The sequence below is a fragment of the Microbacterium sp. JB110 genome, from assembly GCF_003335195.1.
In the GTDB taxonomy this organism is placed as follows: domain Bacteria; phylum Actinomycetota; class Actinomycetes; order Actinomycetales; family Microbacteriaceae; genus Microbacterium.
The window spans coordinates 227,984-241,280 of the sequence record NZ_QPGM01000006.1; the positions used below are offsets into that span (position 1 = coordinate 227,984).

Annotated in this window: 13 protein-coding genes; 10 read left to right on the top strand and 3 right to left on the bottom strand. The window is 68.0% G+C overall.

All coding sequences use genetic code 11. The annotated features are described in order from the left end of the window. The first annotated feature begins 3 nt into the window (after positions 1 to 3). The gene (locus CIK77_RS12210) at positions 4 to 543 is read left to right on the top strand and encodes a PadR family transcriptional regulator (RefSeq protein WP_087054087.1); all 540 of its coding nucleotides are present in this window, start codon (positions 4 to 6) and stop codon (positions 541 to 543) included. A 10-nt stretch (positions 544 to 553) separates the two neighbouring features. After that, complete coding sequence (locus CIK77_RS12215) at positions 554 to 2,233, top strand: ABC1 kinase family protein (RefSeq protein WP_170934079.1); 1,680 nt, start codon at positions 554 to 556, stop codon at positions 2,231 to 2,233. 236 nt (positions 2,234 to 2,469) lie between these two features. On the opposite strand, the gene purQ is transcribed toward CIK77_RS12215, so the two are convergent. Beyond that, positions 2,470 to 3,171 carry a phosphoribosylformylglycinamidine synthase subunit PurQ gene (gene purQ / locus CIK77_RS12220; RefSeq protein ID WP_087054089.1) on the bottom strand — a complete coding sequence of 234 codons (702 nt, stop codon included), beginning with the start codon at positions 3,169 to 3,171 and terminating at the stop codon, positions 2,470 to 2,472. Continuing rightward, positions 3,168 to 3,416, bottom strand: a complete 249-nt coding sequence (purS, locus tag CIK77_RS12225; protein WP_087054090.1) for a phosphoribosylformylglycinamidine synthase subunit PurS — start codon at positions 3,414 to 3,416, stop codon at positions 3,168 to 3,170. Before purS ends, purQ begins: the two co-directional genes overlap by 4 nt. 103 nt (positions 3,417 to 3,519) lie before the next feature. Here purS and CIK77_RS12230 point away from each other — a divergent pair, with 103 nt between their 5' ends. Next, the gene (locus tag CIK77_RS12230) at positions 3,520 to 3,879 is read left to right on the top strand and encodes a PLD nuclease N-terminal domain-containing protein (RefSeq protein ID WP_087054091.1); all 360 of its coding nucleotides are present in this window, start codon (positions 3,520 to 3,522) and stop codon (positions 3,877 to 3,879) included. Positions 3,880 to 4,050: 171 nt separating this feature from the next. Here CIK77_RS12230 and CIK77_RS12235 read toward each other — a convergent pair whose 3' ends face one another. After that, positions 4,051 to 4,902, bottom strand: a complete 852-nt coding sequence (locus tag CIK77_RS12235) for a DUF308 domain-containing protein (RefSeq protein ID WP_087054092.1) — start codon at positions 4,900 to 4,902, stop codon at positions 4,051 to 4,053. 244 nt (positions 4,903 to 5,146) lie between these two features. Between CIK77_RS12235 and CIK77_RS12240 the strand changes: the two genes are divergently transcribed. The 7 genes from CIK77_RS12240 to CIK77_RS12270 all read left to right on the top strand — a co-directional run bounded on the left by CIK77_RS12240 (position 5,147) and on the right by CIK77_RS12270 (position 13,160). Then, a complete protein-coding gene (locus CIK77_RS12240) occupies positions 5,147 to 6,385 on the top strand; it encodes a sensor histidine kinase (RefSeq protein ID WP_087054093.1) in 1,239 nt (412 codons plus the stop codon). Positions 6,386 to 6,440: 55 nt separating this feature from the next. Then, complete coding sequence (locus CIK77_RS12245) at positions 6,441 to 7,148, top strand: response regulator transcription factor (RefSeq protein ID WP_087054094.1); 708 nt, start codon at positions 6,441 to 6,443, stop codon at positions 7,146 to 7,148. Positions 7,149 to 7,421: 273 nt separating this feature from the next. Further along, entirely contained in the window at positions 7,422 to 8,690 is a 1,269-nt protein-coding gene (locus tag CIK77_RS12250; RefSeq protein ID WP_087054095.1) for an ABC transporter substrate-binding protein, read from the top strand. 11 nt (positions 8,691 to 8,701) lie between these two features. Next, entirely contained in the window at positions 8,702 to 9,757 is a 1,056-nt protein-coding gene (locus CIK77_RS12255; RefSeq protein WP_087054096.1) for a carbohydrate ABC transporter permease, read from the top strand. Beyond that, a complete protein-coding gene (locus tag CIK77_RS12260; protein ID WP_087054097.1) occupies positions 9,754 to 10,659 on the top strand; it encodes a carbohydrate ABC transporter permease in 906 nt (301 codons plus the stop codon). The genes CIK77_RS12255 and CIK77_RS12260 overlap by 4 nt, the downstream gene beginning before the upstream one ends. Positions 10,660 to 10,663: 4 nt before the next feature. Continuing rightward, positions 10,664 to 12,154 (top strand): GH1 family beta-glucosidase, encoded by a 1,491-nt coding sequence (locus tag CIK77_RS12265; RefSeq protein WP_087054098.1) that lies wholly within the window; start codon positions 10,664 to 10,666, stop codon positions 12,152 to 12,154. Further along, a complete protein-coding gene (locus CIK77_RS12270; RefSeq protein ID WP_087054260.1) occupies positions 12,144 to 13,160 on the top strand; it encodes a LacI family DNA-binding transcriptional regulator in 1,017 nt (338 codons plus the stop codon). Before CIK77_RS12265 ends, CIK77_RS12270 begins: the two co-directional genes overlap by 11 nt. Positions 13,161 to 13,297 lie beyond the last annotated feature (137 nt).

A 13,297-nucleotide genomic window follows, 5' to 3' on the forward strand; every position in this document is an offset into this window, starting at 1 on the left:
ATCATGCACGGATCGCATTCGGCCGGATCCTTCGGATCAGGCCACACGGACGGACTCTGGCGGGCGATGGAGCAGCTGCGCGGCTCCTTCGACACCCGGATGGGCGGGCCGCGCAAGGCAAAAGGCGACGTGCGCTCCGCCGTCCTCGTGCTGCTCGCGGAGGAGCCGATGCACGGCTACCAGATCATCCGCGAGATCGAATCGCGCTCAGGCGGTGCGTGGAAGCCGAGCGCTGGCTCGGTGTACCCGACGCTGCAGCTGTTCGCCGATGAGGGCCTCGTCAGCGTCGAAGAGTCGGGAGGGCGCAAGGTCTACGCGCTGACGGACTCCGGGCGCGAGGAAGCGGAGGGCGCTGAGGTGCCGTGGGACGACGCCGCGGCCGGCGACGGGGGACGGATCTCCGCGCTGGCGAAGGCAGGCATCGACCTGGCGAGCGCCGTGGGCCAGATCGCGCGCACCGGCACCACCGAGCAGTCGGAACGCGCCGTCACGGTGCTCTCCGATGCACGCAAGCGCGTCTACGCGATCCTCGCCGAGGACTGATCAGGTGACGATGTCCACGGCCCGCGTGCCGAGCGGCGCGCGGGATTCGCGCGCGAGATACCGACGCATCGTGCGCTTCGCCGCACGGCAGCTCGCGATCGAGTGGTGGCACGAGATCTTGTTGCCCAAGGTCGGTCTGGGACGCATCACGGAACGGACGCGGGCGCGCCGGATGACGCGCTTCGCGCGCGGATTCCGAGAGATGGCGATCGGCCTCGGCGGTCTGATGATCAAGGTCGGACAGTTCATGTCGTCGCGTCTGGACGTGCTTCCGCCCGAGCTGACGAAGGAGCTCGAGGGGCTGCAGGACGAAGTGCCAGCCGAGTCGTTCGACGACATCCGCGCTCTTGCCGAATCGGAACTGGGCATGCCGCTCGAGCGGGCGTATGCGTGGATCGACGACGCTCCGCTCGCAGCGGCATCCCTCGGGCAGGCACACCGCGCACGACTGACGCCCGCCGACGCAGCCGATGCCGGCTTCACCGACGTGGTGGTGAAGATCCAACGACCCGGCATCGACAGGATCGTCGACACCGACCTGAGGGCGCTCCGGAAGGTGGCCGGATGGCTGAATCGGGTGCGAGCGGTCTCAGAGCGCGTCGATGCGCCGGCACTGGTCGACGCGTTCGCCGAGGTCTGCCGCGACGAGATCGACTACCTGCACGAGGCATCCGGGTGCGAGCGCTTCGCCGAGGAGTTCGCCGACGATGACCGCGTGGGCGCTCCCGAGGTCGGATGGGAGCGCACCACCCGCCGCGTCCTCACCCTGCAGGACGTGACGGCGATCAAGATCAGCGACGTCGACTCGCTGCGCGAGGCCGGTGTCGACCCGGCGGAAGTCTCACCCGTGTTCGCCGCTGTCATGCTCGATCAGCTGTTCTCGAACGGCTACTTCCACGCCGATCCGCACCCGGGCAACATCTTCGTCGTTCCGGACGCCGACGGCTCGTGGCAGTTGATGTTCGTCGACTTCGGGATGATGGGCGAGGTGCCCCCGTCGACCAGGCGGGGGCTGCGACAGCTCGTGATCGCCATGGCGGCGCGCGATGGTGCCGGGCTCGTGCAGGCGGCGCGCGAGATCGGCGTGCTGCTGCCGACGGCCGACACATCGGAACTCGAACGGGCGCTGACGAAGCTGTTCGACCGCTTCGGCGGCATGGCCTTCGCTGAGCTGAGGGACGTCGATCCGCGCGAGTACCGAGACTTCGCCGCGGAGTTCGGTGACGTCGTTCGCACCCTGCCGATCCAGCTCCCAGAGCACCTGCTCCTGGTCATCCGGGCCGCGTCGCTCACCTCGGGGGTCGCCACCGCGCTCGATGCGGAGTTCAACATCTGGGAATCGGTGGAGCCGTATGCGGAGCGTCTCATTCGCGACGAGAGCGCCGGCTTTGCGCGGGATCTTCTCACTGACGGCGTCGAGAACGCCCGGTTGCTGTGGCGGATGCCGAAGCGGGTCGACGCACTCATCAGCCGGATCGAGAACGGTGACATCGCCGTGTCGACCCCACAGGTCGAACGGCGCCTCTCGCGCCTCGAGTCCGCCCTCCGGCGCACCGTGTCGGCTGTGCTGTTCGCCGGCCTGCTGGTGGGAGGCGCGGCTCTCTACGGCACCGAGCCCACCCCCGCCGTCGTGCTGATGTCCGCGTCGTCGCTGCCGCTCCTGCACGCGCTGTTCGCCCGCCGCCGCTGAGCGCGAGTCACTGGAGGGCGCCGCGGTGGTGCGCGTTCGTTTGTGCGTTCGTCAGTGTCGCGCAGACCGTATGCCGCGGAAGGCGCAATCGAATCCGGATGCGCCGCGTGGGGCGCGCCCTATGCCGCGGCCGCGCGCCGCCGGGGTGATCGTTCGTTTGTGCGTTCGTCGGCGTTGCGCCGGTCGTATGCCGCGGAAGGCGCAAATGAATCCGGATGCGCCGCGTGGCGCGCGCCCTACGCCGCGGCGAGCGTTGCGCGGATGGCGCTGGTGAAGAACGCCAGGCCGTCCACGCCGGAGCGCATCGCGGCGGGGGTGCCTGGCCCGAAGCCGGGCTCGATGGCGTGTTCGGGGTGCGGCATCAGGCCGACGACGTTCCCCGCCTCGTTGGCGACGCCGGCGATGTCGTTCAGTGAGCCGTTCGGGTTGACGCCGAGATAGCGGAACGCCACGCGACCGTCTCCCTCGAGTCGCTTCAGCGTCTCGGTGTCTGCCGTGTAGCCGCCGTCGGCGTTCTTCAGAGGGATGACGATCTCGTCGCCGGCGGAGAACTCGCGCGTCCACGCGGTCGACGCGTTCTCGACGCGCAGCCGCTGGTCGCGCCTGATGAACTGCTGGTGCGCGTTGCGGATCAGGCCGCCTGGCAGCAGGCGCGCCTCGACGAGCATCTGGAAGCCGTTGCAGATGCCGAGCACCGGCACGCCCTTCGCGGCGGCGTCCTTCACCTCGGCCATGATCGGCGCGTGTGCGGCGATCGCGCCGGCGCGCAGATAGTCGCCGTACGAGAATCCGCCCGGCAGGATCACGGCGTCGACGCCGTCGAGGTCGTGCGAGCCGTGCCACAGCGCGACCGGCTCGGCTCCCGCGGCGCGGATGGCGCGGCGCGCGTCGCCGTCGTCGAGCGAACCGGGGAACGTGATGACGCCGATCCGGGTCATTCGACGACCTCGATGCCGACGACGTCCTCGATGACCTGGTTCGAGAGCACGTCCTCTGCGACCTGCTTCGCCTCGGCCAGCACCTCTTCGGTGACCTCGCCTTCGACGGTCAGCTCGATGCGCTTGCCGATGCGGACGTTCTGGAACGACCCGTGCCCGAGGCGGGCGAGGGAACCGGTGACCGCTTTTCCCTGGGGGTCCAGGAGCTCGGCCTTGGGCATGACGTCGACGACGATGATGGGCATTGAGGAGCTCCGGATGTCGCGGGCAGGGTGTGCGGGTTCATTCTATCCGCGCGACGGCGGCCGTTGCGACGCGCTGCGGCGGAACGCCGATACGATATGCGGCATGTACGTCGTCCTGACTGCCGTCACCTTCGTCTTCTTCGTGATCACACTCGTCGACGTCATCCGGCGCCCCGAGCCCCAGGTGAAGTTCCTGCCGAAGATCGCCTGGGTGTTCGTCGTCATCCTGATCCCGCTGCTCGGCAGCGTGCTGTGGTGGGCGGTCGGTCGCGACTATTCGGTGGCGGAGCCGGCATCCAGCGGGTTCCCCGCCCGCGTCGTGGACCGCACCAGGCCCGCCCCGAGCCCCTCGGACCGTCGCTCGACCGAGCAGCAGCTCGCCGACCTCGAACGCGAGGAGAAGGAGGAGCGCCTGCGCGCCGAGATCGACCGCAAGCGCCGCGAGAAGGGGCTGGAGGCGTAGTTCAGCCATCGGTCGTCGTGCCTGGCCGGACGCATGCTTGGAACGAGCACGACCGTCGGGAACGCGTACATTCTCCGCCCGGATGGTCGGAACTCGGCCAGTGGCAGGGGTCTCGGAACGTGACGGCCCGACTCCTGCGAAGGAGCCGGGCCGTCACGCAGAGGTCGGGCGCTACGGCAAACTGACGAACACGTCGTCAGCGAGGATGCCCGGCGTGACCCGGAGCAGGCCGCCGTCGAGATCGTTGGGCACGAGCAGTGCAATCCTGCCGGTTGTCGTTCCGCCGTCGTAGAGCTCCGCGGCGCTGTCGAAGCCGTCATCGAGCATCGCCATCGCATCGAAGGTGTTGATGACCGTGCCATCCGGGGCCGCATAGGCGAAGCTCACCTCGACGGCGAGACCGGAGTCGTCCCCGTGATAGGTGACGGTCGGCGTGAAGGTGATCCACACCTGGTCGTCGCCCGCAGTTTCGGTCGTGTAACCGTCGGATTCCACGTTCGCCGTCGCATCCGGGTTGAAGTCGGCGAGCGTGACGGTCCAGTCGTCGTTCTCAGTCGTGGCGTCGAACGACACTGGGTTCTCACGGGTGCCCTTCTCCGCGGCCTCACCGTCATCCTCGGTCGCGGCAGGCTCTTCGTCGGAGGCGCCTTCGTCCTCGGAGGTGACTTCCTCGGTGATCACGGTGTCGCCGCCGGAGGCGTCGTCGAAGGCGTCATCGAAGGCTGTGGCGACCACGGCGAAGAACACGATGCCGCCGACGATCGAGCCGACGACCGACAGGATGAGCCCGACGAGCCCGGCCCACTTGCTCTTGCCGCGCAGGCAGAGCGCGACGATTCCGAGGATGAGAGCGACGGGCAGCAGCAGCCAGCCGACGATGAGCGCGCCGGGGATGCACGCGAAGACGAAGCCGACGATGCCGACGATGAGGGCGATCAGCCCGACGATGTTCTTCTGCTTGGGAGCCTGAGGGGCGGGAGTCGGCGCCATCGGGGACGGGGGAGGGGTGACGTTCTGAGACATGCTGTGCTTTCTGTGGGGGTGATCGCGCAACGAGTTGCTGCGCGATCGCGGACGTGCTCCGAGCCTCGACCCGGCCGTTGCGAATGCGTCGCCTGATCGGTCGAATATCGGTACTTCGGAAAGTATGCGGAGCCTCCGACATTCTGGACATCCTCGTATTCGCGTGCATGTCTCCTCAGAAGTGACGACCCATTACGACAAAAGAGATGATCCGGATGTCGGAGGCCTCGAATAGCCTCGTGGCGTGCCGTCATCCCGAGCCAGCCCGTCGCGCATCGTCGCGATCGCCGCGTCGATTGTCGGGACGATCGTGCTGTTCGCGTTCGGGTGGTTCGTCGGGCTCCTGGAGATCTACAACGTGCCAGGTGCACTCACGGGCGACCAACAGCTCACGGATCGCGGGATACTCGGAAGCCTCATCATCACGGCGTCGTGGATCACGGTGTTCTGGCGGCACCGTGTGCCGTTCCTCGTGCTCGCGGCGGGAGCAGTTCTTGCCGCTGTCGGCTCGGAATACCTGCTCCTGCTGATCGGCGGCTTCGCCGTGTCCACGCGCCGGCCCGGTCGGTTTGCGCGGTGGGTGCGCTGGGGTGTGCCGGTGGCCGTGGTCGGTTTCGCGCTGCGCGAGGCGTTCGGCCCGTGGGGCGGCGCCGTGGTGTGGGCGCTGGCGGACAACCGTGAGTCGCCGGTGCTCGAGGTCGTCGCGCCGCTCGTGATCGCGACCCTCTCACTCGGTGCGTACTGCGGTGCTCTTGCCCTCTCGCGTGCGTACCGCCGCACCGACTCCGCCACTCATCTGGCCGAGCATGAGCGTGCCAGAGCCGACATGCTCGGCAGTGAACTCGAGCGCAAACAAGTGCGCGAGCAGGTCGCGCGCGAGCTGCATGACTCCCTCGGCCAGAGGCTCACGATGATCTCCTTCCGCAGCGATGAGATCGAGACGGCCGCCGCCGCGGGGGATCCGCGCGTCGTAGACTTCGCCCGCTCGCTGCGGGCAGAAACGGTGCGTGCGGCCGACGATCTCAGCGCTCTCGTCAACGATCTGCGCACCCCGCTGGGACATGCACCTTCCGCTCCTGCGCCCACGATGCGCGGCATCGCCGACATCGTGCGCTCCCACCGCGCGGCCGGCGTGCGGCTCGAGACGATCATCCTGCTCGAGGGGCTCGACGGTGCGAGCGATCTGCTGCATCAGAACGTGTACCGCCTTGTGCAGGAGGGCCTGAGCAATGCGGTCAGGCATGCGCCGGGATGCGTCATCCGGATCTTCCTCGATGGCACGCCGGCCGACGGCGTGCGGCTGCGCATCGAGAACGATCTCACCGCAGCACCCGGCGTGCTGTCCACGCACGGAGCTGGCCTCGGGGCCACGGGAATGCGCGAGCGCGTGGAGCAGATCGGAGGTGAGATCTGGATCGGCGAGCACGAGGGCAGCTTCATCGTCGATGCGACGTTGCCGTGGCTGACGCCGGATGCGAGCTGAACGGCAGGCAGCACCGCGGGTGCTCAACGTCGGAGGCGGTTCGTAGACTGACGGGGTGACCGACGAGACCGTGCGCCCGATACGGGTGGTGATCGCCGACGACGAGGTGATGGTCCGCGGGTTCATCGCAGGCAAGTTGGCGCATGCCGACGGCATCGAGGTCGTCGCAGAGGCGGGCAACGGTCGGGAGGCGGTGGAGGCTGCCCGCGCATATGCGCCCGACGTGCTGCTCATGGACGTGAGGATGCCGGAACTCGACGGCATTCGTGCCACGCGCGAGGTCGCCAGAGTCGCGCCCGACGTGCGAATCGTCGCGATGACGGGTCTCGCCGTCGACGAATACGTCGGCAGCATGGTCGAAGCGGGCGCGCTGGGGTTCCTGCCCAAGGTGAGAGTCGCAGACGAGATCGAGCAGACGATCCGGATCGCCGCGGCAGGGGAGAGCTTCGTCGGCCCGCGCGCCGAGGTCACCCGGATGATCGCGGAAGCCGCCAGCGTCGCGGCTGACGACGAGCAGGCGGAAGCCCGCCGACTGTACGAGCGGCTCAGCCCGCGCGAGAGCGAGGTCGCGCAGCAGATGGCACGCGGACTCAAATTGCCCGAGATCGCCGACCTGCTCGGCATCGGCGTCACGACGGTGCGCAGTCATCAGGGAGAGGTGCTCGCGAAGCTCGGCGCGAACAACCGCACGATCGCTGCGCAGATCATCGCCAAGGCCGGGTTCGGTCCCGACCTGTTCCCCGGCCGGCAGAGCCGGGCGTGACCGCTCGCGGCAAGCGCGGCTCGGTCGCAGACGGCGGTGAGCCGCACAGGCGCACCGGCTCGGGAGTCCGGCGCACAGCGCACGCGGACACCGGCCGGGTGCGGATCCGCCCACTCCCTTGACAACTGTGAGAGCGCTCCCATAACGTAGTGCCTCAGCAGTGGGAGCGCTCCCACATCGCGTCGTGTCTCTCGATGCACCCTCCCAACACCACAGAAGACTCGGCTCCGGACATCCGGGGCCTGCTGAAAACCACCACGAAGGAGTGGAAACGTGATCACACCTGCAACCCGCCGCGCCGCCATCGGCGTGGCCGTTCTCGCGACCGGAGCCCTTGCGCTGAGCGCCTGCGGAAGCGACGGCGGCGGAGCGAACGCCGATCCGGATGGCCCGATCGAACTCAGCGTCGCTACGTTCAACGATTTCGGCTACACCGACGAGCTCCTCGCCGAGTATGAGGCCGAACACGACAACATCACGATCGTGCACAACAAGGCGGCGACCACAGACGACGCCCGCGCGAACTACTTCCAGAAGCTCGGCAGCGGCGGCCTGAGCGACATCGAGGCGGTCGAGATCGACTGGCTGCCCGAACTGATGGAGTACGCCGACCTGCTCGCCCCCGTTCCGGATGACCTGAAGGGTCGTTGGCTCGACTGGAAGGAAGAGGCCGCCACCGACGCGGAGGGGAACCTCGTCGGCTACGGCACCGACATCGGCCCTGAGTCGGTCTGCTACCGCCAGGACCTCTTCGCCGAGGCCGGTCTGCCGACCGATCCGGAGGAGGTCGCCGGCCTGTTCACCACGTGGGACGACCTGTTCTCCGTCGGTCAGGACTACGTCGATTCGACCGGCAAGCCGTTCCTCGACTCGGCCAGCTCAGTGCTCCAGGCACTGATCAACCAGCAGGAGAAGACCTTCGAGGACACCGACAACTCCGTGATCGCCACAGAGAACCCCGCCGTGCGCGAGGTGTTCGACACCACGGTCGAGAAGGCCAACCCGATCTCGGCGTACCCCGATCAGTGGAGTGAGGACTGGTACGCGGCGATGGCGAACGGCGAGTTCGCGGCGATGATGTGCCCGCCGTGGATGTTCGGCATCATTCAGGGCGAGGCCCCGGATGTCGATGACTGGCAGATCGCCAACGTCTTCCCGGGCGGCGGCGGCAACTGGGGCGGGTCGTATCTGACCGTGCCCGCAGACGGCGACAACGTCGAGGCTGCGCAGGAGTTCGCCGATTGGCTGACCTCGCCGGAGACGCAGATCAAGGCGTTCAAGAACGCCGGCACCTTCCCGAGTCAGCCGGACACGTATGAGTCAGAAGAACTCACCGGCTTCACGAACGAGTACTTCGGCGGCGCACCCGCCGGGCAGATCGGCATCGAACGCGCTGAGGCCGTCGAGATCGAGCCGTACAAGGGACCGAAGTACTTCCAGTTCCGCGACGCCCTCACCAGCGCCGTGACGCGGGTGTTCAACGAGACCGAAACCGCCGACGCGTCTTGGGACTCGTGGGTGAACGAGGTCTCGAGCTTCTAGGAACTCTGCGGATGACATTGCAAGCCACACGGCCGGGAGGGCACGCGCCGTCCTCCCGGCCCCCGGCCCCCGAGCGCCGCGTTCGGGTGGTCTCGTTCTCTCATCGGCTCAGCCGGTGGGACGTCAAGTTCTCGCCCTACCTGTACATCTCGCCGTTCTTCCTGGTGTTCGCCCTCGTCGGGCTGTTCCCGATCGCCTACACGGCCGTGATCTCGTTCATGGACTGGGATCAGGTGCGCGGCACGGGCGAGTTCATCGGCTTCGACCAGTACCTGTGGATCCTGGGACAGGAGAAGTTCTGGATCGCCCTGCGGAACACGTTCAGCATCTTCCTGCTGTCGTCGATCCCGCAGATGATCCTCGCGATGTACATCGCGGCGGCACTGGACCGGAACATCAAGGCGAAGACGTTCTGGCGGATGAGCTCGCTGCTGCCGTACGTCGTCGCGCCGGTGGCGGTCGGTTTGATCTTCAACGCACTCTTCGCCGACAAGTCCGGCGTGATCAACCAGCTGATCACGACGCTCGGCATGCCGGAGATCCGGTGGCACGTCGACGCCTTCTGGAGTCACGTCGCCATCGCGACGATGGTGAACTACCGCTGGACGGGCTACAACGCCCTGATCCTGCTCGCCGCGATGCAGGCGATTCCGCGCGACTACTACGAGGCGGCACGCGTCGACGGGGCAGGTGCCTTCCGACAGTTCTGGAGCATCACGCTCCCCTCGCTGAAGCCGACGCTGATCTTCGTCATCATCACCTCCACCATCGGCGGACTTCAGGTCTTCGAAGAGCCCCGGATGTTCGATCAATACGGGCAGGGAGGCCCTGACTCTCAGTGGCTGACGATCACTCTGTACCTGTACGACATCGGATGGGGGCAGTGGGACTTCGGGCGCGCGTCCGCGCTGGCATGGCTGCTCTTCCTGATCATCCTGGCCATCGGCATCATCAATCTGCTCGTCACCCGCTCGCTCGTGCGAGACGAGGGCGCGCGGGGCGCACAGCTCTCGCGCGGTGAGCGGCGGGCGAGAGCCAGGGCGGCACGAAAGGAGGCACGGCGATGACGACGCAACTCGACGAAGTCGACACTCACGCGGTCACGACCGGACCGGATCGCCGCGGCCGCCGCGCAGTGCGCATCAGGGGCACACGTCCCGGCCTCTGGACGTATGCGTCGCTGGGCGTCGTGCTGGCGGCCAGCCTGTTCCCGCTGTACTTCTCGTTCCTGATCGGATCCGGCGATTCGGCGACCCTGCGCGACCCGAACAAGTCATGGATCCCCGGCGTCAACTTCGTGCAGAACGCGATGACTGTCGTCTCCGACCCGTCGGTGAACTTCTGGGCGGCGCTGTGGAACAGCCTGTGGAGCTCATCGCTGATCGCGATCAGTGTCGTGGTGTTCTCCACCCTCGCCGGCTGGGCGTTCGCGAAGCTCCGCTTCCGCGGGGCGGGCGTGCTGCTCGCCTTCGTCGTGGCGACCATGGCCGTGCCCCAGCAGCTCGGCGTCGTACCGCTGTACATCCTGTTCTCCGAGGTGGGCTGGACGGGCCAGGTCGGCGCGGTCATCGTGCCGATGCTCGTGACTGCGTTCGGCGTGTTCTGGATGACGCAGTACCTGCGCCAAGCGGTCCCGGATGAGCTCATCGAGGCCGCGCGCGTGGATGGTGCCAGCATGATCCGCACCTTCTGGACCGTCGGCGTCACGGCGGCGCGCCCCGCCGCGGCGATGCTGTTCCTGTTCACGTTCGTGACGGCGTGGAACAACTTCTTCTGGCCGTTCATCGTGCTCGACAGGCAGAACCCGACGCTGCCCGTCGCGCTGAGCCTGCTCCAGTCCAACCATTTCGTCGACTACTCGATCGTTCTCGCCGGTGTCGTGCTCGCGACCCTGCCCCTGCTGCTGCTGTTCGTGGTGGCGGGCAAGCAGCTGGTCAGCGGCATCATGGCCGGTGCCGTGAAGGGATGACCACATGACCCGTTCGTTTCCGCCCGACTTCCTGTTCGGTGCGGCCACCGCGGCCTACCAGGTCGAGGGCGCCGCGTTCGAGGGCGGGCGCACGGCCTCCATCTGGGACGCCTTCAGCCGACATCCGGGGGCCGTGATCAATGCGGACAACGGCGACATCGCCTGCGACCACTATCACCGCTACCGCGACGACGTCGCGCTGATGCGCGAGCTCGGTATCGGCAGCTACCGGTTCTCGACGGCCTGGTCGCGAGTGCGCCCCGACGGCGCAGCGGTGAACCCCGCCGGCGTCGACTTCTACTCGCGCCTGGTCGACGAGCTGCTGGGTGCCGGCATCACGCCGTGGCTGACTCTCTACCACTGGGACATGCCGCAGGCGCTCGAAGAACGCGGCGGCTGGACGAACCGCGACACCGTCGCGCGCTTCGTGGAGTACGCCGCAACCATGCACGACGCGCTCGGCGACAGGGTGAACATCTGGACGACGCTGAACGAGCCGTGGTGCTCGTCGTTCCTGTCGTACACGGCGGGCGCACACGCGCCGGGCCGGCAGCGCGTGGACGAGGGGATTCTCGCCGCGCACCACCTGCTGCTCGCCCACGGCGAGACGGTGCGCGAGCTGCGAGGGCGCGATGCATCGCTGCAGCTGGGCGTGACGCTCAACCTCACGGTGGCCGACGCCGTCGACCCGGATGACCCGGCCGACATCGACGCCGCGCGCCGCATCGACGGTCAGTTCAACCGCTGGTTCCTCGACCCGATCGCGAAGGGCGCGTACCCCGAGGACGTGGCGGCCGACTTCGCCGCGGTCGATGCCGACGCCGTCGCGTCATGGGAGCGCGCCGTGCGCCCCGGGGATCTGGAGACGATCTCGGAGAGGCTCGACTTCCTCGGCGTGAACTACTACCACGGCGAGTGCGTCTCGGGGCACGCGCCTGCGGTCCCCGTGCCAGGCGGGCACGCACCCACGGACAGGGCGACCTCGTCGCCGTTCCCCTCGCACGAGAACATCCACTGGCACGATCGCGGACTCGAGCGCACCAACATGGGGTGGGAGGTTCAGCCGGACGGGCTGACGCGGCTGCTCGAGCGCGTCGCCGATGACTGCCCCGGTGTGCCGCTCTACGTCACCGAGAACGGCATGGCCTCAGACGACGAGCTCGTCGCGGGCGAGGTCGATGACGTCGATCGTGCGGAGTACCTGCGCGGCCACCTCAGAGCCGTGCTCGACGCGATCGGGAACGGCGTCGACGTGCGCGGGTACTTCTACTGGTCACTGTTCGACAACTTCGAGTGGGCGTGGGGCTACGAGAAGCGGTTCGGCATCGTGCACGTCGACTACGGCACCCAGGAGCGCACGATCAAGGCCAGCGGTCGCGAGTATCAGCGGATCATCCGGGATCGCGCGCTCGATGCCGTGCACCGAGTGCCAGTCGCGGCAGGCGAAGCGGGCATACTGAAGTCGGATGAACGAGAAGGACCGGATGGCCGCTGACGGCACGCGAGCAGCGCAGGCAACGATCGAACAGGTCGCCGCCCGTGCCGGCGTGTCCAGATCGACCGTCTCGCGCGTGCTCGGCGGAGGCTCCAGGGTGAGCCCCGCGGCTCTCGAAGCGGTGCGCGCCGCCATCGAGGAGCTCAACTACGTGCCCAACAGGGCTGCGAGGTCGCTCGCTACGAAGCAGACCCACGCCATCGCGCTGGTCGTTCCCGAAGACACCACGCGGTTCTTCGGTGACCCGTTCTTCGCCGCGATCGTGTCAGGCATCAACGCCAGGCTGTCGACGACGGATCACGTGCTGAACCTGTTCATCGCCAGCGACGACGTCGGTGACAAGACGACGAGGTACCTGCGCGGCGGCAACGTCGATGGCGCGATCGTCGTGTCGCATCACACCAGCGACTCGTACATCGACCGCATCGCGGAGGCCGTGCCGCTGGTGTTCGGCGGCAGGCCCGTGGTCTCGCGCGCTGACGACTACTACATCGACGTCGACAACGTCGCAGGGGGCAGGGACGCGACAGCGCACCTGATCTCGCGCGGCGCGCGCCGCATCGCGATGATCGCCGGTCCCCGTGACATGCCGGCGGGCATCGACCGTCTCGCGGGATTCCGCGATGCCATCGCGGCCGCGGGTCTGGAACCGGGCCCCGTCGTCGAAGGCGACTTCACGCTCCCAGGCGGCGGAGACGCGGCCAGGCGGCTGCTGGCACTCGGCGAGGAGTTCGATGCGCTGTTCGTGGCGAGCGACCTGATGGCCAGGGGGACGATCGGCGCCTTCCGCGAGGCCGGCGTGCGCGTGCCGGACGACCTGAAGCTGATCGGCTTCGACGACTCGCCCATGGCCACGAGCGCGACCCCGCACCTGACCACGGTGCGCCAACCCTCGCACCTTCAGGGCGAGACGATGACCGACGTGCTGCTCGCCCGTCTCGCCGGCGAGGACCCGCCCCGCGTGACCACGCTGCCCACCGAGCTCGTGGTGCGCGAATCGACGTAGCACCCCGGGGCCGCGTCGCCGCTCCATCCCGCCCGTGCCGACCCGCCGGCGCGAGTACATTCGCTCCGGATGAGGACGTGCGGCGCGAATCCGTACTCACGCGGCGCGATCGTACTCGTCTCGGCAGCGCAGCGCTC